The sequence below is a fragment of the Flavobacterium flevense genome, assembly GCF_900142775.1.
In the GTDB taxonomy this organism is placed as follows: Bacteria; Bacteroidota; Bacteroidia; order Flavobacteriales; family Flavobacteriaceae; genus Flavobacterium; species Flavobacterium flevense.
Window position 1 is genome coordinate 34,207 of record NZ_FRCC01000010.1, and the last position, 26,690, is coordinate 60,896.

The 26,690-nt window shown below is 34.1% G+C and carries 26 protein-coding genes and 1 tRNA gene; 10 read left to right on the plus strand and 17 right to left on the minus strand.

Features of this window, described 5'->3' with window-relative positions; all coding sequences use genetic code 11:
• The first annotated feature begins 58 nt into the window (after positions 1 to 58).
• Positions 59 to 136, plus strand: a tRNA-Val gene (locus tag BUB89_RS15160).
• 57 nt (positions 137 to 193) lie between these two features.
• Positions 194 to 445: a GIY-YIG nuclease family protein gene (locus BUB89_RS15165; protein ID WP_073246524.1), complete on the plus strand. Its 252-nt coding sequence runs from the start codon at positions 194 to 196 to the stop codon at positions 443 to 445.
• Between the two features lie 109 nt (positions 446 to 554).
• Here BUB89_RS15165 and BUB89_RS15170 read toward each other — a convergent pair whose 3' ends face one another.
• The 9 genes from BUB89_RS15170 to BUB89_RS15210 all read right to left on the minus strand — a co-directional run bounded on the left by BUB89_RS15170 (position 555) and on the right by BUB89_RS15210 (position 11,633).
• Positions 555 to 2,282 (minus strand): sensor histidine kinase, encoded by a 1,728-nt coding sequence (locus BUB89_RS15170; RefSeq protein WP_073246526.1) that lies wholly within the window; start codon positions 2,280 to 2,282, stop codon positions 555 to 557.
• A 75-nt stretch (positions 2,283 to 2,357) separates the two neighbouring features.
• Complete coding sequence (locus tag BUB89_RS15175) at positions 2,358 to 3,485, minus strand: sensor protein KdpD (RefSeq protein ID WP_073246528.1); 1,128 nt, start codon at positions 3,483 to 3,485, stop codon at positions 2,358 to 2,360.
• 114 nt (positions 3,486 to 3,599) lie between these two features.
• Positions 3,600 to 4,676 carry a porin gene (locus BUB89_RS15180; RefSeq protein WP_073246664.1) on the minus strand — a complete coding sequence of 359 codons (1,077 nt, stop codon included), beginning with the start codon at positions 4,674 to 4,676 and terminating at the stop codon, positions 3,600 to 3,602.
• A gap of 294 nt (positions 4,677 to 4,970) precedes the next feature.
• Positions 4,971 to 5,531 carry a K(+)-transporting ATPase subunit C gene (locus BUB89_RS15185; RefSeq protein ID WP_073246667.1) on the minus strand — a complete coding sequence of 187 codons (561 nt, stop codon included), beginning with the start codon at positions 5,529 to 5,531 and terminating at the stop codon, positions 4,971 to 4,973.
• A 188-nt stretch (positions 5,532 to 5,719) separates the two neighbouring features.
• Positions 5,720 to 7,738 (minus strand): potassium-transporting ATPase subunit KdpB, encoded by a 2,019-nt coding sequence (gene kdpB, locus BUB89_RS15190; RefSeq protein ID WP_073246530.1) that lies wholly within the window; start codon positions 7,736 to 7,738, stop codon positions 5,720 to 5,722.
• 137 nt (positions 7,739 to 7,875) lie between these two features.
• Positions 7,876 to 9,576, minus strand: a complete 1,701-nt coding sequence (gene kdpA / locus BUB89_RS15195; RefSeq protein WP_073246533.1) for a potassium-transporting ATPase subunit KdpA — start codon at positions 9,574 to 9,576, stop codon at positions 7,876 to 7,878.
• 2 nt (positions 9,577 to 9,578) lie between these two features.
• On the minus strand, positions 9,579 to 9,656 hold the full coding sequence (locus tag BUB89_RS18380) for a potassium-transporting ATPase subunit F (protein WP_073246669.1): 78 nt from the start codon (positions 9,654 to 9,656) through the stop codon (positions 9,579 to 9,581).
• Positions 9,657 to 9,739: 83 nt separating this feature from the next.
• Entirely contained in the window at positions 9,740 to 10,021 is a 282-nt protein-coding gene (locus tag BUB89_RS15205; RefSeq protein WP_073246535.1) for a DUF7674 family protein, read from the minus strand.
• Between the two features lie 232 nt (positions 10,022 to 10,253).
• Entirely contained in the window at positions 10,254 to 11,633 is a 1,380-nt protein-coding gene (locus tag BUB89_RS15210; protein WP_073246537.1) for a sigma-54-dependent transcriptional regulator, read from the minus strand.
• Between the two features lie 122 nt (positions 11,634 to 11,755).
• On the opposite strand from BUB89_RS15210, the gene BUB89_RS15215 reads away from it, so the two are divergent.
• Positions 11,756 to 12,763, plus strand: coding sequence for an LLM class flavin-dependent oxidoreductase (locus BUB89_RS15215; protein WP_073246540.1), 1,008 nt, complete (start codon positions 11,756 to 11,758; stop codon positions 12,761 to 12,763).
• On the opposite strand, the gene BUB89_RS15220 is transcribed toward BUB89_RS15215, so the two are convergent.
• The 5 genes from BUB89_RS15220 to BUB89_RS15240 all read right to left on the minus strand — a co-directional run bounded on the left by BUB89_RS15220 (position 12,764) and on the right by BUB89_RS15240 (position 17,239).
• Positions 12,764 to 13,696 carry a transglutaminase-like domain-containing protein gene (locus tag BUB89_RS15220; RefSeq protein WP_073246542.1) on the minus strand — a complete coding sequence of 311 codons (933 nt, stop codon included), beginning with the start codon at positions 13,694 to 13,696 and terminating at the stop codon, positions 12,764 to 12,766. It abuts the gene before it with no gap.
• Positions 13,697 to 13,715: 19 nt separating this feature from the next.
• On the minus strand, positions 13,716 to 14,567 hold the full coding sequence (locus tag BUB89_RS15225; protein WP_073246544.1) for a substrate-binding domain-containing protein: 852 nt from the start codon (positions 14,565 to 14,567) through the stop codon (positions 13,716 to 13,718).
• Positions 14,568 to 14,644: 77 nt separating this feature from the next.
• A complete protein-coding gene (locus BUB89_RS15230; RefSeq protein ID WP_073246546.1) occupies positions 14,645 to 15,511 on the minus strand; it encodes a nucleoside phosphorylase in 867 nt (288 codons plus the stop codon).
• A 78-nt stretch (positions 15,512 to 15,589) separates the two neighbouring features.
• Positions 15,590 to 15,922 (minus strand): translation initiation factor, encoded by a 333-nt coding sequence (locus BUB89_RS15235; protein ID WP_073246548.1) that lies wholly within the window; start codon positions 15,920 to 15,922, stop codon positions 15,590 to 15,592.
• Positions 15,923 to 16,288: 366 nt separating this feature from the next.
• On the minus strand, positions 16,289 to 17,239 hold the full coding sequence (locus tag BUB89_RS15240; protein ID WP_073246550.1) for an isopenicillin N synthase family dioxygenase: 951 nt from the start codon (positions 17,237 to 17,239) through the stop codon (positions 16,289 to 16,291).
• A 388-nt stretch (positions 17,240 to 17,627) separates the two neighbouring features.
• On the opposite strand from BUB89_RS15240, the gene BUB89_RS15245 reads away from it, so the two are divergent.
• The 3 genes from BUB89_RS15245 to BUB89_RS15255 are packed head-to-tail and all read left to right on the plus strand — an operon-like array spanning position 17,628 to position 20,951.
• Positions 17,628 to 18,053 (plus strand): T9SS type A sorting domain-containing protein, encoded by a 426-nt coding sequence (locus BUB89_RS15245; RefSeq protein WP_141384476.1) that lies wholly within the window; start codon positions 17,628 to 17,630, stop codon positions 18,051 to 18,053.
• A gap of 4 nt (positions 18,054 to 18,057) precedes the next feature.
• Entirely contained in the window at positions 18,058 to 18,795 is a 738-nt protein-coding gene (locus BUB89_RS15250) for a hypothetical protein (protein WP_073246554.1), read from the plus strand.
• Positions 18,792 to 20,951, plus strand: a complete 2,160-nt coding sequence (locus tag BUB89_RS15255; protein ID WP_073246556.1) for a hypothetical protein — start codon at positions 18,792 to 18,794, stop codon at positions 20,949 to 20,951. The genes BUB89_RS15250 and BUB89_RS15255 overlap by 4 nt, the downstream gene beginning before the upstream one ends.
• A gap of 86 nt (positions 20,952 to 21,037) precedes the next feature.
• Here the strand turns inward: BUB89_RS15255 and BUB89_RS15260 are convergent, their stop codons facing one another.
• From BUB89_RS15260 to BUB89_RS15270, 3 genes are all read right to left on the minus strand, one after another.
• Positions 21,038 to 21,241 carry a helix-turn-helix transcriptional regulator gene (locus BUB89_RS15260; RefSeq protein ID WP_073246558.1) on the minus strand — a complete coding sequence of 68 codons (204 nt, stop codon included), beginning with the start codon at positions 21,239 to 21,241 and terminating at the stop codon, positions 21,038 to 21,040.
• A gap of 96 nt (positions 21,242 to 21,337) precedes the next feature.
• Positions 21,338 to 21,568, minus strand: coding sequence for a helix-turn-helix transcriptional regulator (locus tag BUB89_RS15265; protein WP_073246560.1), 231 nt, complete (start codon positions 21,566 to 21,568; stop codon positions 21,338 to 21,340).
• Positions 21,569 to 21,982: 414 nt separating this feature from the next.
• Positions 21,983 to 22,450, minus strand: a complete 468-nt coding sequence (locus tag BUB89_RS15270; protein WP_073246562.1) for a UpxY family transcription antiterminator — start codon at positions 22,448 to 22,450, stop codon at positions 21,983 to 21,985.
• 526 nt (positions 22,451 to 22,976) lie between these two features.
• Here BUB89_RS15270 and BUB89_RS15275 point away from each other — a divergent pair.
• The 4 genes from BUB89_RS15275 to gmd all read left to right on the plus strand — a co-directional run bounded on the left by BUB89_RS15275 (position 22,977) and on the right by gmd (position 26,688).
• Entirely contained in the window at positions 22,977 to 23,402 is a 426-nt protein-coding gene (locus BUB89_RS15275; RefSeq protein ID WP_073246564.1) for an adenylyltransferase/cytidyltransferase family protein, read from the plus strand.
• Positions 23,402 to 24,403 carry a mannose-1-phosphate guanylyltransferase gene (locus tag BUB89_RS15280; RefSeq protein ID WP_073246567.1) on the plus strand — a complete coding sequence of 334 codons (1,002 nt, stop codon included), beginning with the start codon at positions 23,402 to 23,404 and terminating at the stop codon, positions 24,401 to 24,403. The genes BUB89_RS15275 and BUB89_RS15280 overlap by 1 nt, the downstream gene beginning before the upstream one ends.
• Before the next feature lie 107 nt (positions 24,404 to 24,510).
• Positions 24,511 to 25,464, plus strand: a complete 954-nt coding sequence (locus BUB89_RS15285; protein ID WP_073246569.1) for a GDP-L-fucose synthase family protein — start codon at positions 24,511 to 24,513, stop codon at positions 25,462 to 25,464.
• A gap of 99 nt (positions 25,465 to 25,563) precedes the next feature.
• The gene (gmd, locus tag BUB89_RS15290) at positions 25,564 to 26,688 is read left to right on the plus strand and encodes a GDP-mannose 4,6-dehydratase (protein ID WP_073246672.1); all 1,125 of its coding nucleotides are present in this window, start codon (positions 25,564 to 25,566) and stop codon (positions 26,686 to 26,688) included.
• Positions 26,689 to 26,690: the final 2 nt, after the last annotated feature.

Below are 26,690 nucleotides of genomic sequence, written 5' to 3' on the forward strand. Positions count from 1 at the left end.
ATATAAAATCTAGCTGTATATTTGCACACGCAATCAGCAATGATAGCACAATAAAATAGGGCGATTAGCTCAGCTGGTTCAGAGCACCTCGTTTACACCGAGGGGGTCGGGGGTTCGAACCCCTCATCGCCCACCAAAATTTAAAAACCTCCAAAGTCATTGATTTTGGAGGTTTTTTTTATTCAAGACACTTATGAGCTTTACTGTTTATATTTTATTTAGTGAAAGTAAAAATAGATTTTACATTGGATTCACTTCTAATCTAGAAGAAAGAATTATTCGTCACAATCAAAAGAGCAAAGGCTTCACAGGAAATACTAAAGACTGGAAAATAGTTTATACCGAAAACTACGATACTAAAGAACTTGCTCATATTAGAGAACTTCAGATTAAATCATGGAAAAGCAGAATTAAAATTCAGGAATTAATTAATCCTAAAGATTAACTCAGCTGGTTTAGAGCATTCCGATTTCATCGGAAGTGGTCGGGGGTTCGAACCCCTCATCGCCCACCAAGAAACTCCTTAAGCAATTAGGGAGTTTTTTTATGCCTTTTCAGGAAACTGCGTGTAGCGAAATTCCAAATGTACTGCCCAGTCCCAGTTCACTTTCTACGTAAATTGTTCCGTTTTGAGCTTCTATAAACTCTTTGCTGATGGCAAGTCCCAATCCTGTTCCTGATTTATTACTTCCGGGAATCTGAAAATATTTATCAAATATTTTGTCTTTGTATCGATTGTCAATTCCTTTTCCAAAATCAGTAACACAAAAAGTGATGGTACTACCTTGAGCTATTGTTTTTATAATTATAAGGCTGTTTTCGGAAGAATAAGTAATGGCATTGGTTAAAAAATTAATCAAAACCCAGGATGTTTTATCTTTGTCAGCTTTCACTTTTGGTAAATTGTCCTGAATGTCGGTTATTAATTGTATGTTTTTTTGCTCCGCTTTTATTTTTACAGCGTTTATAGCATAATCTATAATTTCAGATGGATTACTCTGCTCGATATTCAGCTGAATATTTCCTGTTTCTAACTGAGATAAATTAAGAAGTTCTCCCGTAATTTTTAGTAAGCGATGACTATCCTCTTTGATACTTTCTATCAACTGCTTCTGATCTTTATTCATAAAACCGGTTTGAGTATTTTCAAGCAATTGAAGACTTAATTTTATGGATGCAATAGGTGTTTTTAATTCGTGTGAAACAGTAGCTATAAAGTTAGTTTTTGCAAAATCCAATTCTTTAAAAGGGGTAATATTTCGAAGAATAATAACGTTTCCTATGTCAATTGGATTTTCCTCACCTGTAGGTACAATAGTAATAGCAATGGTTTCTTTTTCAAAATAACTTTCTTTTCCGTTAGCAAAAATTTTCAAAGCTTTGTTTTTTTGTATTCCGGCATTTGTTTCTTTTAAAATCATTGAGCGAATTAAATCATTAGAAACAGCAATGTCAGTAGCGATTTTTCCAATAATTTCTTCGGATTTTATCCCGATTATTTTGAGTGCCTCATCATTTGCAAATAATACGATTCCGTTTTGATCTAATCCTATAATGGGATCGTGCATATTATTGATGAGCGTGTCCAGTCGTTTTTTCTCAAAGAAAATTTTATACAAATTACTGTTGTTGTATTCTTCGAGTTTTTGTGCCATGGTATTAAAGGATTTGGCTAAATCGCCAAATTCATTATGATTGGTAAAATGTACTCGTTCCGAATAATTTTTATTGGCAATTTCCTGAATACTACTGGTTAGTTTTTTAATGGGATTCGCAATATTATTTGGTAAGTTTATTAATAAGTTAAAAGCGATTAAAAAGCACAATGTACCTACAATTGCTATCCAAAAGTTGGCTGTTTCAGCTGTTTGTTTCGCTTTATCACTTTTTTGCTTAATAGCGTCCATATTAAGCTTTATTATCGCAAATATATCTTGTCTTATTTGTGTTTTCAGATTTTCATCAGAAGTGTTTTGTTCCAGAACAGAGAATTTCTTTTTTAAATTATCCGTTGCCAATTTCTCTCCGGATTCAGTAATATTTTTAATTTGCTTTTGTAAATTCACCTGAAAAGCGGCTCTTGCTTTGATAGAATCTGTTGTCATTTGGTCTAATGATAAAAGCATATTTCGGGAATATTCCAGAGTATTGTAATTGGCTCTAAGAATATTTTCTGTATCTTTTTTTATCGAAAACACATAAAAAGAACTCACCAGAGAAAGTATAATTATTAGTATAAATAACAATCCTACACCCAGATTTAATTTGGTTTTAATTCTCATAATTTTCGTTTTGGTACAAATGAATTCAGGATATATCGCATTTTAGGGGTACAAAATAATATTAGTTTTTGTATTTTAAGACAAAATAATCAAATCAACATTCGATAAAGAAAGTTGATTGAGTAAACGTCTGAAAATAGTTGTAGACAAAATTACTTTAAATAAATTCAAATGTGGTTTTCCAATGCATACAGTTGTAATTTCTTTTTCTTTGACAGTTTTTAAAATAGCGTCGGTTATGTTATTATTCTCCAGTTTTATTACATGAGCACCCAGCTGGCTCGCTAGTTTAAAATTATTAATCAAATAGCGTTGCTTGGCTAATGCAATCTTGTTACTGCTTTCTTTAGGTGTTTCCACATACAAAACATACCAAATCCCGTTGTAATAACTTGCTAAACGAGCCGTCTTCCGGATTACAATTTTAGCGGTTTTATCGTTACTGCTTATGCATGCTAATAGTTTTTCATGTTTTAAAGCCAAATTTTTCGGAACTTCATTTTCTACTTTACGAACTACTTGGCTCGCTACTTCTCTAAGTGCTAATTCCCGTAATTGCAGGATTTGTTCTGGTTTGAAAAAGTTTTTCAGAGCACTTTCAATTTTATCGGCAGTATAAATTTTTCCTTCTTTTAATCTTGCAATTAAATCATCAGATGTTAAGTCGATATTAACGACTTCATCTGCAAGTTGCACAATTGTATCAGGAATACGTTCTTGAACATCAATTCCCGTAATTTGTCTCACATCTTCGTTCAAACTCTCAATATGCTGAATATTCACGGCAGAAATTACATTAATTCCAGCTTCCAGAATCTCCAAAACATCCTGCCAACGCTTTTCGTTTTTGCTACCTTCGATATTGGTGTGAGCCAATTCATCTACAATCACAACTTCGGGACGTAAATTAATAATCGCCTGCACATCCATTTCCTCCAGATTTTTTCCTTTGTAGAAAATACTTCTTCTCGGAATTATCGGCAAACCATCAAGTAATTCGTGTGTTTCTTTCCGGAAATGGGTTTCGATATAGCCAATCTTGACATCGATTCCGTTTTTCAAAAGCGTATGAGCTTCTTGCAACATACGAAACGTTTTACCCACACCAGCACTCATCCCGATGTAGATTTTGAACTTTCCTTTTCGTGATTTCTGAATTAAATCGAGGAAATGTTGGGCGTTATTTTGTTTTTCTTGTTCCATATTTTATAGCCACGAAGGCACTAAGGCACGAAGTTCAAATTCAATCATAAATTTAAAATTTTAGAATCATTTACTTTTAAAAACTTTGCGACTTAGCGTCTTCGTGGCGAATAATTAAAACGAAATCGCCAACGAAGTCGTCAAAAAAGTATTATTATCCGTCGGATTTCCATCTTTCAAAAACACATCATCTTTGCTAGATAAATTTCTAGCTTCAATTCTGAACATCACATTATCAGCAACTAAATAATCAAAGTTTGCCGAAAATCCATAAGTTTTAAATCCGTTTTCTGTTCCAGTTGCAATAATGACACCTTGTTTATCTTGGTAATATTCACCTCTAACAGCGATTTGAGTTTTGGCAGATGGCTTGTGTTGCAAAATCAAAACTGGCGAATACCAAACGTCATAATCACTACTTCCGTTCACGGTTTGTTGTGCTCCAATATCAAATCCAGCAGTTAAATTAGTCTTATCAGAAAATTTAAATTGTCCATAAAAATTATTGAAATACCTCCATTTTCTATCGTTATCAGGTTGCTCGTTTCCTACGTAAGTACTCCAGTTTAAAGTCGTCTTACCAGTTGGTTTATACGTAATTTGAGTTCCAAAAGCAGGCGTTTGATTACCGTCAATCTTCTGAATACGTTGCCAACCATTCAAATACATCGCCGCCAAATACCATTTTTCGGATGGCGAAGTATAGCCAATTTTTGCTCCAGCTTCATAATAAGGTGAATTATCAGCCAAAATACTTCGGGTTAAAGTTTGGCAATCTTTTCCAATCGCGCTTTCAAAACCAATATGAGAAGGCATAATTCCGGCGTCAATCCACAAATTATGCGTCGAAGAAATTTTCACTCCAACATTTGCTTCAAAAACATTTTTTAATAAATCTTGTTCGGCAGCCAAGTTATATTCGGCATACGTTCCAGCCATAATTGCCAAATTTCCACGAACATTATCTTTTGCATAATTCACTTTTGCCAAGCCCAAATTCAGGTTCAGTTCATTGTGTTTGTTGTGACTATAGATGAATCCTGGACGAACATGATTGTCAGGATTTCCAAAATCATAACTATAATACGTTTCAATATATCCAGAAAACGTCAACGGACTTTTCTCTTTTTCTTGAGCATTTCCTGTTAAAAATCCCAAGGCGAAAAGAGTAGTAAATACTATTTTTTTCATTTTATCTGTCATTGCGAGGTACGAAGACACTCGAGCACAGCGAACTGAGCGAAGCTAATCTCATCCTCTATTTTAATTATTTTTTATTTGAAGCTAATCCAGCTATACGTTTCAAACGAAGTTCACTGAACTCCGCTGAAGATAAATTCAATGTGAAGTAATCTTTTCTTTTTTTAAAGAAAAAAAAGAAAAGGATTTCCACTTCTATCTGGGCTAGGACTTTTCGTTTTTAAAGAACTTTTATTTACAATATTTCAATCTTGCAAGGTTTTTTTAACCTTACGGGAAATAAATTTAATTCAATTTATCCAATGCAATATTCAATCGCAAAACATTTACTTTAGCAGGCCCAAACATTCCAAAAAGGGGGCGTTCTGTATTGTTTTTAATGACTTCTGCTATTTTTTCTTCTGACAAATTTCTACTGTTTGCAATACGTTCTATTTGAACTTTGGCACCAATTATTGAAATATTAGGATCCAATCCGCTTCCTGATGCTGTTACCAGTTCGGATGGAATTTCACTACGTTTTACTGATGGATTCTTATATAAAAAGGCTTCAATTCGGGTTTCAACTTCTTTCAAATATTCAGGATTGTTCGGTCCTTTATTACTTCCGCCAGAACCTGCAGCATTATAATCTACCGCTGATGGTCTAGACCAAAAGTACTTATTCTCCGTAAATTTTTGAGCCACATTGATATGATGATTTTTTCCGTTTACGGTAACAATTTCACCTTTTCCCTGATTGGGAGCCAGTTGTGCAATTCCGAGAATGCTTAATGTGTAAATTCCGGAGAAAAACACGGCACAAAAAACGGTTAATCGGATCGCTGGTATTATATTTTCTTTCATAACTAAATATTTATTGTTTTTTAATGGTGTTATGTAATTCGCAAAAATGCTCATTTCATGATATTTATTTTTTTTGCCACGAAGGCACGAAGACACAAAGTTTTTTTTTGCCACAGATTAAAAGGATTAAAAGGATTTTCAAAATCTGTGAGAATCTTTTTAATCTGTGGCAGATTTTATTTTTATAATTAAACAAACATTGATACTAGTAAATCAATCAATTTTATTCCGATGAAAGGAACAATTATACCACCAATTCCGTAGATAAATAAATTTCTACGCAACAAAGCCGATGCACCAATTGGTTTGTAAGCAACGCCACGTAAAGCCAAAGGAATCAAGAACGGAATGATAATCGCATTGAAAATCACGGCCGATAAAATAGCACTTTCTGGACTGTGTAAACCCATAATATTCAAACCTTGTAATGCTGGAATCGCTGTGATAAAAAGTGCCGGAATAATCGCAAAATACTTCGCCACATCATTCGCAATAGAGAAAGTTGTAAGCGTTCCTCTGGTCATTAAAAGTTGCTTTCCTATTTCTACAATCTCGATTAACTTAGTTGGATCATTATCTAAATCGACCATATTTCCGGCTTCCTTTGCAGCTTGAGTTCCGCTGTTCATCGCTACACCAACATTGGCTTGGGCTAGAGCAGGAGCGTCATTTGTTCCGTCTCCCATCATCGCTACCAATCTTCCTTCGGCTTGCTCTTTTTTAATGTAATTCATTTTATCTTCAGGTTTGGCTTCGGCGATAAAATCATCAACACCTGCTTTTTCTGCGATAAATTTTGCTGTCAACGGATTGTCACCAGTAACCATTACCGTTTTGATCCCCATTTTTCGTAAGCGTTCAAAACGTTCTTTCATTCCGGTTTTGATAATGTCCTGCAACTCAATCACACCTTGCACTTGATTGTTTTTGATCACCACCAAAGGCGTTCCTCCGTTAGACGAAATATCAATTACTTTTTGCGCTGTATCTTGTGGAAACGAATGTCCAGCAGTTTCAGAAATATTTTTTGCAGCATCTTGAGCACCTTTACGAATGTTGGTTCCATCTTTCAGAACCACTCCTGAAGTTCTGGTTTCGGCAGTAAACTTGATCAAAGTTGCACCTTCAATCGATAATTTATTGGCAACCTCTTGACCGGCTAATTCCACAATACTTTTTCCTTCTGGTGTATCATCTGCAAGCGAACTCAACACAGCAGATTTGATAAAATCTTCTTGAGAAATTCCTTTGGTTGGATAAAATGCAGTCGCTTTTCTGTTTCCAATGGTGATGGTTCCCGTTTTATCCAAAAGTAAAACATCAATATCTCCGGCAGTTTCCACGGCTTTTCCTGATTTTGTAATAACGTTAGCACGTAAAGCCCTGTCCATTCCGGCAATTCCGATGGCTGATAATAATCCGCCAATGGTTGTTGGAATCAAACACACAAAAAGCGAAATAAAAGCTGCAATCGTGATTGGTGCATTCGCATATTTTGCAAATGGTGCTAATGTAACTGTCACAATTATAAATACTAAAGTAAATCCAGCAAGCAAAATTGTCAATGCAATTTCGTTTGGTGTTTTTTGACGGCTTGCACCTTCAACCAAAGCAATCATTTTATCCAGAAAACTTTCTCCTGGTTCTGATGTTACAATTACTTTTATTTTATCCGAAAGTACTTTTGTTCCACCAGTTACCGACGATTTATCGCCACCTGCTTCACGAATTACAGGAGCACTTTCGCCAGTAATGGCACTTTCGTCGATGGTTGCCAGACCTTCGACGATTTCACCATCGGTGGCAATAATATCGCCAGCTTCGCAAACAAAAATGTCACCTTTTTTTAGTTCGGCAGAAGAAATGGTTTGCCCGTTTTCTAATTTGGCTGGGGTTTCTTCACGCGTTTTTCTTAAACTATCGGCTTGTGCTTTTCCTCTTGCTTCGGCGATGGCTTCTGCAAAATTTGCGAAAAGCAACGTTAGAAATAAGACAAGAAAAACCGTAAAATTATAAGCAAAACTTCCTTGAGACCCTTCTCCGGTTAAAATCCAAAGACATACAAAAAGCATTACGGCTGTTCCAATTTCGACAGTAAACATTACCGGATTTTTGAACATTATTTTGGGGTTGAGTTTCACGAACGATTGTTTTAAGGCTTCGTTAACCAACTCTTTTTGAAATAAATTATTTTGAGATGCACTCATTTTATTTAAAATTTAGATTGTTTTTTTTAAAACATTAAGGTATTAAGGCTCATTAAGATGTCCAGTTTAAGAATCAGTTTAGATTCAATAAAAACTTAATTTTTCTTAATATCTTAATGGTTTAAATTTTTCACTATTTATTGAGCTGAAAAATATTCAGCGATTGGACCTAAAGTTAAAGCTGGGAAAAACGATAAAGCGGCTACGATAAAAATCACTGCAAAAACCATCAATCCGAAAGTGGATGTATCCGTTTTTAAGGTTCCGTTACTTTCTGGAATGTATTGTTTTTGGGCCAACATTCCAGCAATAGCAACTGGTCCGATGATTGGTAGGTATCGTGCAAACAACATTACAATTCCTGTAGCGATATTCCAAAACGGCGTATTATCGCCTAAACCCTCAAATCCGCTTCCGTTATTAGCTGATGATGATGTGAATTCGTATAACATTTCACTGAATCCGTGATAACCAGGATTGGCTAACCAACCAGATAATGCTTCTGGATTTCCAGCATATAAATGACTCGCCAAAGCGGTTCCAACCAAGATTAAAAATGGATGCAACAAGGCAATAGTCATGGCGATTTTCATTTCTTTGGCTTCAATTTTCTTTCCTAAAAATTCAGGTGTTCTACCTACCATTAATCCGCTGATGAAAACTCCGAGAATGATAAAGATGTAGAAATTCAAAAATCCAACGCCAACTCCACCATAAAAACAGTTGATCATCATTCCGAGTAACGTTGTCATTCCTGCAATTGGCGTCATACTGTCGTGCATCGCATTTACAGATCCATTACTTGTAACTGTTGTATACGTTGCCCAATTTGCGGAAGCAGCAGCACCAAAACGTACTTCTTTTCCTTCCATACTTCCCATATTTTGAGCAATTCCCATATTGGAAATAGCAGGATTTCCATTGACTTCGCTAATTACGGCAGGAATCAACAGCATCAGAAAACCTAAAGTCATCACACTATAAATCGTCCAAGAAAGTTTTTTTCGTTTCAAGATAAAACCTAAAGCAAAAACCATCGCAATCGGAATTAAAAAGATGGAAGCATTCTCCACTATATTGGTCAAGTAATTCGGGTTTTCCATTGGATTGGCTGAATTTGGACCATAAAATCCTCCGCCATTTGTTCCTAATTGTTTGATAGCCACAAAAGCAGCAACTGGTCCGCGACTCACATTTTGTTCGTTTCCTTCAAGAGTTGTAATGGTGTCTTTTCCTTCAAAAGTCATTGGCGTTCCGTTCATTACCAAAATAATTGCCACAATAAATGACAACGGTAACAAAACCCTTGTACAAGAACGAACGAAAAAACTATAGAAATTTCCTAAAGTTGCAGACGTTTTTTCCTTCATCGCCATAAAAACTGCGGCACAAATTGCCATTCCACAACCAGCACTGATGAATTGCCAAAGCATCAACGTTAATTGACCTAAATAGGACAATCCGCTTTCGCCAGAATAGTGCTGCAAATTGGTATTGGTGATAAAACTTACTGTCGTATTAAATGCCAAATCGCCACTCATAGAAGGATTTCCATCGGGATTAAAAGGCAACCAAGCCATATTGGTTAAGACCAACAACGAAATGATAAACCAAACGACATTTATAGTCAAAAGGGCGAACAAATGTTGTTTCCAGTTCATTTCCTTGGACGGATCGATGCCACCAATCTTGAAGAATATTTTATCGATTGGATTAAAAATTTTGTCCAACCAAGTGCTTTCATAATTGAATATTTTGCCGATGTAACGACCTAGCGGAATGGCTAAAAGCATAACCAATCCGTACATAACGATAATTCCGAGTATTTCAGAGTTCATATTTAGAATTTTTCGGGTTTAATTAAAACATAGCAGATGTAAATAAAAACGGCTATGGCGATGATGAAAAGTGGTATCATAATTTAGATTTTTTCAAAGAATTGAATCATTTTAAAGAACAAGGCGAATAAAATTAGTCCGCTTGCAGAAAGAATAATTGCCATCATACTCCAGAAGTGTTTATTTGTTTTAGATATTCCGCCTTGAGCGATTGAGGAAATAGATTGGAAATGCTGCAATGACGCAATTCCATGAAAGTAGAAACCGAGAAAACATAGACATTAGAAATGGCGTTTCTGGTTTCGTAGCTTCCGTTAGCCAATAGTTGTTCGGCTAAAGCCAAACATTTTTTGGCTCTTACAATATTTCCTGAAACGATGGCTGATTTGGTAATTTCAGCAAAGCGTTCGGCTTGTTTGTAGATTGTGGTAACCTGATTTTTCATTGTGAATGAATTTTTATGTTCATTCGTCTAATGCCAAAAGCTGTTCCAATAAAAAGAAAATATTGTAAGTTATTGTATTTGTTATATTTGTGATTAATGTGCCAAAAATTGGGCATAAAAAAGCCTATCAAAATGATAGGCTTTTATTGTTTTGGAAGGTCTTTAAATTTAAAAATAACCGCAAATTCGCAAATTAGTTTAGCATTTTTTAATTTGCGAATTTGCGGTAAAACTAATGAATATTGTATTCGTCTAGTTTCCGATATAAAGTAGCAATACCAATTTCCAGCAATCTTGCGGTTTCTGCTTTGTTTCCTTTGGTATAGTTTAAAACTTTTTGAATGTGTAATTTCTCAATACTTTGCATGGAGAAAGCCGACATCGTTTTATTAGAATTGTCTTGTTGATGCTGAATTTCGTAGGGCAAGACATCAATTGTCAAAATATCATCTGCTAAAATAACGGAACGTTCAATGATGTTTTTTAACTCACGGACATTTCCAGGCCAATGATACGCTTCTAGTTTTTGAAGAAAATCATTCGATATTTGAAGTTCCTTTTTATTGGTTTTAACTGAAAATTGCTTGACAAAATAACTCGTCAAGGGCGAAATATCTTTTACGCGTTCCCGTAATGGCGGAATAATAATTTCGAAAATATTTAACCGAAAATACAAATCGGAACGGAAATTATGGTTCTCACTTTCGGTTTTTAAATCACGGTTGGTTGCTGCAATTAATCTAAAATTTGATTTTTTTGGAGTAGTATCTCCAACCGGAATATATTCGTTAGTTTCTAAAACCCGAAGTAATTTGGCTTGCAAATCGATTGGCATTTCACCAATTTCATCAAGAAATAAAGTGCCGCCATTGGCTTCTTCAATAAAACCTTTTTTATCTTTTAAAGCTCCCGTAAAAGCACCTTGTTTGTGTCCGAATAACTCGCTTTCCAGAATTTCTTTGCTGAACGTACTGCAATTTAAAGCTACGAATGATTTGCCTACGCGATTGCTGTTTTCGTGAATCGCCTGTGCAAAAACTTCTTTTCCTGTTCCAGTTTCGCCTGTCAATAAAACGGTTGAATCCGTTTTGGCTACTTTTTTTGATAAATCAATTATTTGCTCTAAAGCTTTTGATTTTCCAATAATGGTATCAAAAGAATACTTATCAGAAATACGTTTTTCAAGTTGTCTGACTTTCTTCTGCAATTGTGATTTCTCCAAAGCTTTATATAAAAGCGGAATGATTTTATCATTGTCGTCGCCTTTTACGATATAATCGAAAGCACCGTTTTTCATGGCTTGAACACCATCGGCAATTTTCCCGAAAGCAGTCAATAGAATTACTTCAACCAAAGGAAAATTCGACTTAATTTTTTCAAGAAAATCAACGCCATTTCCGTCAGGTAATTTTACATCACATAAAACAACGTCAATATCATTCGATTCTAATTTTTTGAAGCCCGATTTTAAATCACCTGCTTCAATAACATCAAAACCTTCCGATTTTATAATGCGTGCTAACAGACTTCTCAGTTTTTCTTCGTCGTCTATGATTAATATATTCTTCAAGAGTAAAAATTTAATGCAAACAAATTTAGGTATTAATAACATGTGTTTTCTGGTTCAGATAATTTTTCTGCTTGAAAACCCTATTTAACGTTCTATTAGTATTTCATATTCTCTAAAGCATTTTACAATTCTTATCTTTGTATATACAAATAAGATGATACAGTATGACTAATAATAAAATTTCTGATATAAAAATTTCTGTTCTCGATCTGGCAATAGTAAGAGACGGAGGCAATGCAAAGGACACTTTTAAAAACAGTTTAGATTTAGCTCAGCAGGCAGAGAAGTGGGGATATAACCGTTTTTGGCTGGCTGAGCATCATAATATGCAAGGCATTGCCAGTACAGCCACAGTGGTTCTAATAGGGCATATTGCCGGGGGAACTTCAACATTAAGAATAGGTTCAGGCGGAATTATGCTTCCTAATCACGCTCCGTTAATTGTGGCAGAACAATTTGGAACATTAGCGACGCTTTATCCGGATCGCATTGATTTGGGATTAGGACGTGCTCCCGGAACTGATCAGTTTACGGCTGCCGCTTTAAAAAGAGATGAGCATGCTGCAATGGAATTTCCGGCTAATGTGCAGGAATTACAAATGTATTTGTCTGAAGGAAACAAAAACGGAAGAGTGCGAGCCATTCCGGGGGAAGGACTTGATATTCCCATCTGGATTTTAGGATCCAGTACAGATAGTGCTTATTTAGCCGCTTCGTTAGGGTTGCCATATGCTTTTGCCAGTCATTTTGCTCCTGCTCAATTGCATAATGCATTAGCTATTTACCGACGAAATTTTAAACCTTCGGATCAGTTAAAAGAACCGTATGTTATTGCCTGTGTCAATGTAATTGCTGCCGATGATGATTATAAAGCAAATAAACTGGCTACTTCCTTTAAGAAATTATTTTTAGGGATTATTACCGGAAACAGACAGCAATTAAAGGCGCCTGTAGAACCGGATGAAGATTTTATGGATCCAATGGAAGAAGCTGCTTTGCAACAAATGATTCAGTATACTTTTACCGGTGGTCCTGAAAAAATCAAAAAAGAGCTGGAAAAATTTATCGAAATTACTCAAATAGACGAACTAATGGTTGCTTCAGCAATTTATGATCACGAAGCAAGATTGCATTCGTATGAAATTTTGGGAGAATTAAATAAGGGGAATTAATTAATTTAAAGTCAAAGCTCCTAAAATTTCTTCCGACATAAACGGACCTCCGGGATATTTAGCAGTATAGTCCAGATTCAGCCAGATTTGACCGCGTTCATCAATATGATAATGAAGTTGCTCGCCATCACTTTCTTTTTCAAAAAGTTTGTTTTTTATCAAAAAATTGACTGTTTCAAGGTCATTCCTATTTCCTATCAAAATTTCAGGGTAAATATGACCTTTGGTATGAATTAATCTCGGAGTACCTCCAATGGCTCTTACACAGGCCGCCATTAGAATAGAATGATCATCACAATCGCCTGATAAATAATTAAGGGATTCTGTTGCTGTAGCAATATAATCCCCATCTTTAGGGTCGCTCACATAATTCCAGCGGCTGTTAATTTCTCTAAAAACAGCAAAACACTGAATGATTGTTCGATACTCCGAATATCCTTTAATGTCTTTAAAATTCTTATTCACAGCCATAACAGCAAAATTGCGAACCTTCGGATTTTTGTATTGGATAGCCTGAAGAATTTCTGATTTATTAGGAAACGGAAGTAATTTAGAAATAATAATATCCTGAGGATGAGGATTGTCAGACATCGTATAAATCATCGAATCATAATCTTCATAAATACTTTCAAATCCGTAATTTCCGGATATTGTGCCATAAAATAATATGAGTAGGTATATGATAATACAAACAATAATTATGGTTCTCAATAACCTTAAAAGGAATTGTATGGCAACTAAAATAAAGATAAATAACAGAATCCGATCTATATTTAAAGGCCAGTTTAATTCAATTAAATTTTGATGCGCAATGATAAAAGTTGGGATGCTAATCAAAATGTTTAATACAAAAATAATCACTTCATCCCAGGGTTTTCTGACCTGAAGTTTTTGCTTTATATTTTGAAAAGTAAGATTTTTAAAGTTTATCATGCAAAGAAAAAAAGTAAAACTACACTGTTTTAACTATTTCATCAAAAGTACCTATTTTATCAATAATTTTAAGTTCTAATAGCTGATTTTGAATATTGTTTAACATTTCTGGCGACAATTGTCCTTGAGACCATTCCGTAAGGGAAAGCCATTCCTGAATATCGTTAATTTTTTGATGGTATTCAAAAGCTAAAATACTGTCAATTCCGCTTATCGATTTAAAAGAAGTCGTCATTTTGTTAATAATATGCAGTATTTGCTGAATAGCTTCGGGATTATTTTCTAATATTTCGTTACGAACCGCTATCACAAAACAAGGCCAAGGAGTAGGGCAGTCGGCTATTTTTCTAAAAATACCTTTATCGACTAATGGTTTAGTCATGAAACGTTCCCACATAAAATAATCGGCAGTTCCATTGCTTAAAGCTTCCACGGCGCCATCAATAGTATTTACAATTTCAAACTGAAGGTTATCTGTTTTCCACCCCTGATTATTAGCGTTCACATAAGCCATTAATTGAGATCCCGAACCCAGGCGGGAAATAGCAACTTTAGTATTTTCTATATCTGCCAGGGTATTATAATTAGATTTTGCAGCCACGTGAATACCCCAAATTAATGGTGAATCTACATATACCTGAACAATTTTACTGGGATTTCCGGCTACAATATCTTTAACGATTCCTTCGGTCAGGATAACAGCAATATCAGTTTCTCCGTTGCGTAACATTTGGCACATTTTTCCTGTACCTTCAGGGACATCGGTCCATTGTAAATCGATGTTTTCGGCTTCAAATTCTTTGTTTTCAATGGCTAAGTGCCAAGGTAAATTAAAATGTTCCGGTACTCCGGCTATTTTTATTGTTTTCATGTTTTTTTCTTTTGGGACACCTATTTAAAAAAAATCGATGCAATTATAAATTTCTTAAATAGGTGTTTTTATGTTTATTATTGACTTAACTTTTGCAAAGTGTACTCAATTAATCTGTCAATACTCTGGTATGGATTGTCGCTGAAAGTTCCATTGGCACGATTAGCAATAATAGCATTCAGCGAAATGGCTTTGTGTCCTAAAAGAGCCGAAAGCCCATAAATAGCGGCTGTTTCCATTTCGAGATTGGTGATTTGGATTCCGTTATAATTAAACTGATCCATTTTTTGATTCAAATTGTTATCTTGAATATTTAAACGTAAAATACGTCCCTGAGGACCATAAAATCCTCCCGCTGTGGCGGTAAAACCCTTGTGAATTGCTGCCGAGTCAAATCGATTTTTTAAAGTTTCGTCAGAGCGAATTACATAAGGTTTTCCTTTTTGTAAATCCCAATTGGTTTGCTTGATAAAAGCAGTCTCTATTTCCAGATTAGAAACCGAATCAATGCAATAGGAGCGAAGCATATTATCTAAGCCAATGGCATACTGACTCATAACAAAACTATCCACAGGAATATTTGCCTGCAACGAACCCGAAGTTCCTATCCGGATAATATTCAGAGAAGTGAGTTTTTCTTTTATTTTCCGGGTTTCAAAATCGATATTGACCAAAGCATCTAATTCATTTAAAACAATATCAATGTTATCAGGACCAATTCCTGTAGAAATCACCGAGATTCTTTTGCCTTTGTAAACTCCGGTTTGGGTTTTAAACTCTCTTTTTTGAGTGGAGAATTCGACAACATCAAAAAGAGCGGTAATTTTCTCCACCCGATCCTGATCACCTACAAAAATGATATTTTGGGCAATGTTTTCGGGTTTTAAATTCAGATGATAAATACTTCCATCCGGATTCAGAATTAATTCTGATGCTTGTATCATTTTTTTTGAATTATTAAGATTCTAAGTTGCTACGTTTTTTTCTACTATCTAAAATCTGATATCTAATATCTAAAATTATTATCCGCCAACACGTTTGGTTTTAAAACCTTTTTCCTGTAAAATTTTCATGATTTTGTCCCGATAATCTCCCTGAATAATAATGGCTCCGTCTTTAAAACTTCCGCCCACACTTAGTTTGGTCTTGATTTCTTTGGCAAGAATTTTAAAATCCTCGTCATCGCCTTCATAACCTTCAATGATAGTGGTGGGTTTTCCTTTTCTTTTTTCGAATTTACAAATCATAGGTTCTTTTTGAACAAATAATTCGTGTGGTGTAGTGTCTATTTCCTCAGGTTCATTACTGGGAACATGTTCTGGAAATAAGTTTTTTAATTGGTCTTGTAAATCCATAAATTTTATTTTTTTTGGAACACAGATTTTAGAAATTAGAGAAATAATTATAAAATTTCAGGAATTAATGACATGCATTTTACATTACAATCCGACAAAAGTATAAATACAATTTTGAATTTAATTTTTGGTACATGAACAGGTCGCTCCTTTGGAGCTTGTTTTTGACGATTCTCTTTTTTCTATAAACAGAACGTCCCGATGGGACTAAAACAGCTCCGTTAGGAGCGAAATGTTTGTAGAAAATGGTGTTTCAGTATAAATAAAGCTCCAGAGGAGCGACCTGTTTGCTTATCCATCAAATTTAATCGGACAACAATAATTATTTTAAATTTCTTTTATTTCTAAAATCGGTGTTACTGAATATTATTTTTTAATCAACCCTAGATCTACTAAACGCTCGTATAGAAAATCCCCTGCGGTAATATTTTCAAATTGTTTGGGATTCTCATTGTCAATACAATTTTCTAAGCAGTCAAGTGGCATATCACTAACGGGATGCATAAAAAACGGCACTGAATAACGGGAAGTACCCCATAACTCTCTGGGCGGATTAACTACCTGATGAATAGTTGATTTTAATTGATTATTAGTGTGTCTGGAAAGCATATCGCCCACATTAATGACCAATTCATCAGGTTGTGCAATGGCATCAATCCATTCGCCATTGTGGTTTTGAACCTGTAATCCTTTGCCTTGAGCACCCATTAACAGCGTAATCAGGTTGATATCTCCATGAGCTGCGGCGCGAATTGCATTTTCCGGCTCTGAAGTTATGGGCGGATAATGAATAGGCCGTAAGATTGAATTTCCTTCTTTTACATAATTATCAAAGTAAAATTCGTCAAGTCCCAATCTTAAAGCCAATGCTCGAAGGACATAAATTCCTGTTTTTTCCAGCATTTGATACGCTTCTTTTCCTATGGTGTTAAAACGGGGCAGCTCTTCTACCGTTACATTTTCGGGATATTCGGAGGCATATTTTGAATCTTTGGACACATATTGACCAAAGTGCCAGAATTCTTTTAGATCTCCTTCTTTTCGACCTTTAGCATGTTCTTTACCAAAAGAAACATAGCCTCTTTGCCCTCCAATTTCAGGGTCTTCATATTTTTTTTTGACTTCTACCGGTAAATTAAAAAAGGCTTTGATTTCATGGTATAACTCTTCAACTAATTGCTGATCCAGGAAATGTCCTTTTAGAGCAACAAAACCAATATTTTCAAAAGCATTTCCAATTTCGTCAACAAATTTCTGTTTGCGTACAGGATCTTCTGAAAGGAAATCATGTAAATCAACGCTGAGGATATTTTGCATATTATTTTATTTTGATATCATTTTTTATGAGTTGTGCCTTCTCTTTACAAATGTATTTAATAAATTATTTTTAACTGTAAAAATAAAAGCTAAATCGTCAGAATAAAATAAGCTTGCTGAATTTTAATTTTCAATTTGGTTGAAATAAACGGAATGGGCTAATCAGCTTAATTATATAAGTAAATGTTTGCAAATATTAAAATAAAGTGTAGTTAATCGTCTTTTTGTATTATTATATCGACTTTATTTGATTTTTCAATAATTTTGTGGTAAATAAACAAATCCGGTGAAACATCTTAGCTTTAAAGATATTAATCTTGTAGTTTTAATCCTGTTTTTTTCTTATAAGGGTACAACCCAAAATACTGTCACGGATTCTAATCGCAGGATGGAATCATTTATTACCGCTGGCAGTAATGCAACAGGAAGTAGTGGCAGCATTTCTTATTCAATAGGTCAGTTGTTTTATACCAACTTTGAAACAGCTGATTTTAATGTAGCTCAGGGTGTTCAACAAACGGAAGTAAAAACAACTTTAACTACTAAAATAGAGAGTAGTAAGCCTAAGACAGGAATGTTCGTCTTTCCTAATCCTGCTAAAGATTTTATTTATTTAACTACAGCAGAAATTGCATTAGAAAAAGAATTAATGAGTTATAAACTTTTTAATCTTCATGGAATGCTTTTAAAACAGAGTGATATCAATCAGGAAGAAAGTAAAATTTATTTAAATGACTTAATGCCTTCACTTTACCTGCTTCAGGTTTATCGAAATAATAAACTATTAAAAACGTTCAAAATAATTAAAAAATAAAATAATGAAATTTATAATTAACCTATTGTTTATTTTAACTTTTGCAGTTAATATTTGGGCTCAGTCACCGGAAAAAATAAGTTATCAGGCAATTATAAGGGGGCAGGATAATAGTCTGGTCGTTAATTCTAAGATTAGCCTTGCCATTATTATACGGCAACATTCGGTAAATGGTACGAATGTGTTTCAGGAAACTCATTCCGTGTACACTAATGCTAACGGGCTTATTGCAGTGGAAATAGGAACAGGAAGTAATGTTAATGGGAGTTTTGCGGCTATACCTTGGGAAAACGGACCCTTTTTTATAGAAACACAAGTAGATGCAAGCGGTGGAGCTAATTATAATATCATCGGAGTTACCCAACTTTTAAGTGTTCCTTATGCGCTACATGCTAAAACGGCTGAAAGGCTAATATCTTCGGATAACACTAACCCTTATAAAGCTAAAATTGTTATATTTAACTCTTCAAGAAATGTTGCTGATTCAGATATAAACAATACTATTGAATGTACTTCATCAGCTACATTAACGATGACATCAGGATTTGATAGTATGTTAACAGGGGATACCATTAATTTAGAAGCTCATAATGGTGCGGTTTTAACGATACAAGCACCTCCCGGAGTCAAAATTAATTACAATGAAAACGGAAAAGCAGTATTTAGTAGTAGTACAGGAAATGTTCGGTTTGGTTTTCTCCGAAAGACTGATTCGAATTCCTATATAATATCAGGACAATGAAAAAATTAATTCTCTTTTTATTCTTTTCAACAGCAATTTTTTCACAAAATTACCAGTATGCCACGGATGATGTTCCGGTTCAAGCTTCGGCATCATCACAAGCGGGTACTAATCAACTTGAAGAAATTGAATATTTTAATGCCTTTTTATTACCTGTCACACAAAAGTTGAGTATTCAGGCAGCTTTAGACAGATATGGTTCTGTACGATTAGAAAAAGGAGATTATTCAGGTGTAAACATAGTATTGCGCAGCAATCAAAGACTTTTTGGGCATCTTTCACTAACTAAAGTCTCAAATATTACCATAGCAGCCGGCAGCAGTAATTTAAAAATCCATAATATCATTTCATCCGGCGGAATCAATTTTCAGGCAGGAGCAGCAATAAGCAATTCGGAATTTAAAAACATAGAATCCTCTCCAATACGCTCCGTAGGCGGAATTATCGAAAATAACACTTTTATTAATTTATCAAGATGTGTTTTAAACTGGGATATGAGTAATTCCGGCTATTTTAGAAATAATAAAATAATTAAGCACCGCATTCATGCTTATTACCCGCAAATAGTAATGAAGGGCAACAGTGCGACTCCCAGCTACGGAAACGTTCAATTATGGATAAACATGCTTACTCCCGGAGGTAATGGTGCAGAAATAGACAATCTCAAATCATTAACATGGGTGGGTGTCGATTCTGAAAGTTGGAACTGGTATAATTACAGCACTAAGCCATTAATAGAAATGAAAAACATGGGAGAGGTAAAAATTGCTTCCCTTTCAGGAGGAAATTTAACTGCTACACCAACTCCGGTTTTTGATATTGCAGCAGATAATGTATCCATTTTTAGAAAATTTATAAGTTCGAAAGCTGCTAAAAAAAGTATTTTGAGAGGAAATACTAATATGTTTCTGATAGAAAGTAATTCGGAAACTTATGATACCGAAGAAACCACGACAAGATTTGATTTCAAAGGTCATTTTAATAATAAAAACGTCTCGTTAAATGGTGTTGATATCAGCAGCGCTGTTACGGATACTCCTACACTAAATAAACTGAGCAATACTATTTTAGGGACTCAGAAAAAACCATGGGAAAGGCCTGTTTTTGAGGCTGTTCCTAACCCTTCAGGCGAAAACTGGATGGCAAACAGAGCCGGAAAAACAGATCAGGCAGCTTACATTCAAAATCTGATAAATACCAATAATATTGCTGAATTAGAAGAAGGTATTTATTATATAGGTTCTACATTAACCATCAAGAGTAACCAGGGAATTATAGGTAAAGGAACGGGAAAAACAGCTATTGTAGGTTTAAAAGATGATTTTCCGCTTATTACAGGAGAAAACAGCAAAGGGGAGGTGAAGTTTTATCTGTCTAATTTAACACTTCAGGGTGGAAGTACAGGACTTAGAATACACCCTTTAAACGGCTCTCAGATTTCAGTGAGTGCCTGTATATTCAGGCATTTAGTTTTTAGAAACCAGAATTATGGTATTCATTTAGATAAGTTTTACGGATTTGATAATAATTTTATAGAGCATGTAAGTTTTGTGAATACCAATATTGGTTTCTATCAGGAGGTTGATCCCCTTTATAAAGGTGTTGGAGAAACTGCTACGATGATGTTTATGGACAAGGTAGTTTTTTACAAATGCCAATGGATTAACAATACTAAAGCATTGAGTTTACTCTCCTTCAGAGGGTCTAATCTAAACGCTTGGATAGATTGTAATTTTGATAACAACAAAATTGTTGCCGAAATGAGAAACTATGTTTACCCTTTATTTGCCAACTGTAATTTCACCAATACAACCGGAGATTATGTTGTGGGAGGAGAATCAAAAGTGGAATTTTATTCCTGTCTGTTTGATAAAAATACAAGCAATGCTACTTTTAGACTCTATGGAGCTTATTTAGAGGGTTGTACGCTATTAGACCGTTCCAGCTTATTTAAAACTTTTTCATCCACTGCTTTCATCACTAATTCGACCATAACTGCCGATATAGGGACATTAAATTCAGGTATGATTGTTAATAGCAGTATGCTTTCTAACCCGGGTTTTAATAAGATGCTGGTCAATATCAACCTGGCTAAGCCAACAGTGATTATTGATGCAAAACCTATTCCTTACCCTCAGCTTTTAGTCACTCATTAAAACTAATAAGTCCCGAGGATACTTGGTTTTAAATGATTTGCATTTCTATTTAAACGAACCGAATGCTCTTTTTGAGGATATGTTTATTAATTATCTAATTTAAAAATTTCGCTTTTTTTGATTCCTAAAATCTTCACTAATTTATCCAGTTTTGATAATTTAAGATCGTCTATTCCTTTTTCAATATTGCTGTATTTCTTAACACTAATCTCCATTTGAATAGCTATATATTCCTGAGTATGATTATTCCTTAACCGATACTCTCTAATTTTTGAATAGTAATTTTTCATGGCCTTAATTTTTTAATACTAATTTTATTCAGTTATTAAACAATTCTATGTGATGAATCATTTTAAAAATTAACCATTTTATGTTATGCTTCAGAATCATTTAGTATCATTAAAAAAGAGTGACACATCAAATTTGAATATAAATTCTGTCGAAACATCCAGAACTTTTGAAATTTCCATTAGTTTTGAAACAGTCAAATCTACATCACCTCTTTCAATTTTACCATATCCACTAGGGCTCATTTTCAATTCTGCAGCCACATATTCTCGGGTTAAATTTTTTAATTCTCTTATTTTTCTTATATTTTCGTATACTTTCCTATTCATAAAAAAAAAATTATTGAGCAGCAATTATCGCTTTGATATATAAATTTATTTTAAGACAAAAAATTGCTGTTTTACCTTAATAATTCAGCTTCTACGTACTAATTATTAAATGAATATTTATATTATAAAATTATCAAATTTGTGTTAAAATAACATTAATGATATAACATAAAAATCATTGTTATAACGTGTTATTTTAGGAAATATTGTAAAAACATACAAAATCGCTACATTATTTTCATCATTACAAAGTTTATATAAAAATATTTCACTTGTATGAAAATTAACTAATTACTCGATATAATACATTTAAAACCGATTAACTACACAAGTTTGTTGAAATAAAAAATAAATAAATTCTCATTTTAAAAGCATACAAAAGCAATTAATAATAAACTTACAAATCCTGATTTTTTAAAGGTGTTTTACCTTTAAAACATATCCTAAAGATTCTAAAATCAATACATAGTGCGTTTTTGTTATGTCCTTTACTACTGCATTTTGCTCGCAAAAAGGACCGGAATTCAAATGTATTCGATCACCTATCTGATATTGCATAACTGATATTTCTCTGGCAGTGTCTCCATGCTTGAGCCATTCTTTTATAGTTTCAATTTCCTGATCTTTGACTATGGCATGTTTGCCCAGCCAAAATAAATATCTTACTATACCAGGAGAATGAAAAACCATATTCCGATCCTTTTCAGCCAGCTTTACAAATATATAGTGATCAAATAAAGGCACTTCTACCTTAATTTTTCTGTCTGATCTTTGTTTTACTTTTTTAATCATAGGGCAATAACAAGTTACTCCAAACTTTGTTAATTGTTCAGTGGCTCTTTTTTCCCATTTGGGTTTTGTATAAACTACATACCATTTCATACCGTTACATTTATAAGTTCCTTTTCATTTTATCTAGCCTGGTAAACGGTTTGCATACATTGTTGCCGGTTAATTATAAATATTACAATATATTGACTGTCAATGTGTTTTTAACCAAAAATAGCAAGGTTAGACATTGCTAAAATAAATTGACCGTCTGAAATCAGCCTGTTACTTTTCTACTAATTTTTCCTGATTAAGGATTTATAACCACTAAAAATTTATTCTAAATTCCGCTTACCATTCTAATTTTACCCTTGTTATCAAACTATAATTTTATAGGATAGCAACGATTTAAATTTCTGTTTTTTTATCAAAAGAGATTTAAATCAATAAGTAAGAATTAAAAAAGATATTCTTTTAGTTTTTACAACTTTTTAATTTTTTTTTGAATAGTTAAAATGTAACTATTCACGGGGTACCCTTATTCAATTTCCAAAAAAAACACCATCGAAAGCCTTAACAGGTTTTACTTTCTACACTCGAAGTACCAAAAAAGATTTTTTAATTTTTAAAAAACGAAAAAATGAAAACTGGAATAACATTTAGTGCCTTTGATTTATTACATGCAGGTCATGTAAAAATGCTTGAAGAAGCAAAACAGCATTGTGATTATTTAATAGTAGGTTTACAAACAGATCCGACTATTGACCGCCCTACTAAAAATAAACCGACTCAATCAGTAGTCGAGCGTTATATACAACTTAAAGCATGTAAGTTTGTTGATGAAATTGTACCTTATACAACGGAGCAGGATTTAGAAGATATTTTAAAATCTTTTAAACTTGATTTGCGCATTGTAGGGGATGAATATAAAGACAGAGATTTTACCGGAAGAAGTTATTGTGAGAAAAAAGGAATCGAGTTGTATTTTAATACACGGGATCACCGTTTTTCAAGTACTTCTTTACGTCAGGAAGTATATCAAAATGAACTCTTAAAAGTTATTTAATGAAAACGAACACGATAACTAACGTAATTTTGACTGGAGGAATTGGCAGCCGCTTATGGCCTCTTTCCAGAAAAAGTCTGCCCAAACAGTATCTTGATCTTTTTGACGGAGAATCACTTTTTGAAAAAACAGTCACCAGAAATCAAAGTTTTGCTACTAAGACTATAGTAGTTGGAAATATTGAAAATCATAAAATGACTGATACCATTATGGCAAAGTTCAATACCACTTTTACCCATATTGTTGAAGCTGTTCCCCGTAATACTGCTGCAGCAATTGCTTTTGCCGCTTTTGCCTCTAAACCGGAAGATATTTTGCTGATTTCACCTTCTGACCATATTATAGAAGATGGTGTCTATTACAATACTGCTTTGGAAAAAGCAATTGAATTAGCTAATCAGGATTATCTGGTCACTTTTGGTATAAAACCCACTAAACCCGAAACAGGCTATGGCTACATTGAATTTGAAAATGAAAATGTCATTGCTTTTCATGAAAAACCCAATTTTAAAACCGCCACAACCTATTTAAAAAAGGGAAATTACTTTTGGAACAGCGGACTTTTTTGTTTTAAATCAGGGAAATTTTTAGAAGAACTTGAAAAACAGGAACCGGAAGTTTACAAGGCTTCAAAAAAAGTGTGGGAATCTAATAAAAATGGATTTTTAGATTATGATTTGTCAATGGAAATTCCTTCGATAAGTATTGATTATGCTGTGATGGAAAGGAGCAAAGACATCAAAGTAGTTCCTGCTCATTTTGCCTGGTCTGACTTAGGTTCTTTCGAATCCGTATATGATTATTTAGTTCAGAGAAGTTATCCCATGGATGCCAATAAAAACATTGTAATAGGAACCTTAATGCATACCACATTTATTGGTGTTAAAAACTGTATTCTGGTTTATACTGCCGATGCTTTAATGGTTTTACAAAAAGAAAATTCTCAGGAAGTAAAACAAGTGTACCAACAATTAGAATCGATTGCGTCACCATTGCTGTAAGGTTTTTGGAACAGATGAAAAATAAATTATAATATTCCATTACCTTTATAATAAAGATGCTGCAATTGCATTTCTTACTTAATTTCTAAATACAAAATAGTCTCAAAATGATTGATAAGAATTCCGTAATATATATCGCAGGCCATAAAGGAATGGTAGGAAGTGCAATTTGGAGAACATTGACTAAAGAAGGATATGTTAATCTTAATGGGATTTCAAGCAGAAAATTAGATTTAAGAAATCAAAAAGCAGTTCGAAACTACCTTCAAAAAATACAACCAGATGTTATCATTGATGCTGCAGCAAAAGTAGGAGGGATTTTGGCCAATAATAATTTTCCATATGAATTTCTAATGGAGAATATGCAAATTCAAAATAACCTTATTAGTGAAGCTCATTATCTGGGGGTAAAAAAATTCATTTTTTTAGGAAGTTCCTGTATTTATCCCAAATTAGCTTCGCAACCTTTAAAGGAAGAATATTTACTAACAGCTCCTTTAGAAGCTACTAATGAATGGTATGCTTTAGCAAAAATTACCGGTGTAAAATTGTGCGAAGCCATCCGTAAACAATACGAAAAAGATTTTGTGAGTTTGATGCCCACAAATTTATACGGTACTCATGATAATTTTGATTTCACAAGTTCACATGTTTTACCTGCTATGATTCGGAAATTTCATGAAGCAAAAGAAAATAATAATGCTGTAGTGGTTCTTTGGGGAACCGGCAAACCCATGCGGGAATTTCTTTTTGTAGATGATATGGCAGCAGCAGTAGTTTTTGCTTTAGAAAATCAATTACCTGATTATCTGTACAATGTAGGGACTGGAGAAGATTTGACAATCAATGAATTAGCTGCTACTATCCAGAAAATTGTGGGGCATACAGGTGATATTATCTGGGATACTACGAAGCCGGATGGAACCCCGCGTAAATTAATGGATGTTTCTAAAATGCACAGCATCGGATGGAAGCATCAGGTAGATTTAGAAACCGGTATTCAAAAAACATATAACTGGTTTTTGGAAAACATTGAAGATTTCAAAGTAAAGGAATTTTAAACTTTAAGTTCCATATCCTAATTACCCTTTAAAAATTACAATACAATTTTAACTTTTTGCGACTTTTCGCCACAATGCCTTGTGCCTTATATTAAAGATATGAATCAAATAAAAAAAACAGCTTTCATTACGGGAGTAACAGGTCAGGACGGAGCTTATTTAAGTGAATTTTTACTTAAAAAAGGCTATATCGTTCACGGATTAAAAAGACGTTCTTCATTATTTAATACCGACAGAATTGATCATTTGTATCAGGATCCGCATGTTGAAAACAGAAATTTCATTTTGCATTATGGTGATATGACTGACAGTACAAATCTGACACGATTGATTCAGGAAATTCAGCCTGACGAAATTTATAATTTGGCCGCCATGAGTCACGTAGCCGTATCATTCGAAACTCCGGAATATACCGGAAATGCAGACGGATTAGGAACTTTAAGACTTTTAGATGCAGTTCGTTTGTTAGGATTAGAAAAGAAAACGCGAATTTATCAGGCGTCAACTTCTGAATTGTACGGAAAAGTACAGGAAGTACCGCAATCTGAAACAACACCATTTTATCCACGCTCTCCTTATGCAGTAGCTAAAATGTATGCTTTCTGGATTACGGTAAATTACAGAGAAGCTTACGGAATGTATGCCTGCAACGGAATTTTATTTAATCATGAATCACCCATTCGAGGAGAAACTTTTGTAACCCGTAAAATTACAAGAGCTACTTCAAGAATTGCTTTAGGATTACAGGACAAACTGTATTTAGGAAACCTGGATGCTAAAAGAGATTGGGGACATGCCAAAGATTATGTACGCATGATGTGGATGATTCTGCAAGCCGAAGAACCGGAAGACTGGGTAATTGCTACCGGAACAACAACTCCTGTTCGTGAATTTGTACGCATGAGTTTTGCTCAGGTAGGGATTGAATTGGAATTTAAAGGAGAAGGTATTGATGAGAAAGGCTATGTAAAATCCTGCAGTGATCCTGATTATCAGGTGGAAATAGGCAAAGAAGTTCTGGCGGTTGATCCGGAATATTTTAGACCTACCGAAGTAGATTTACTAATAGGTGATGCCACAAAAGCACAAACTAAACTGGGCTGGAAATGTAAATATGATTTAGCAGAACTGGTAAAAGACATGATGCAATCAGATTTAAAACTGATGAGAAAAGACCAATATCTGAAAGAAGGAGGTTATACAATCTTAAATTATTTTGAATAAGC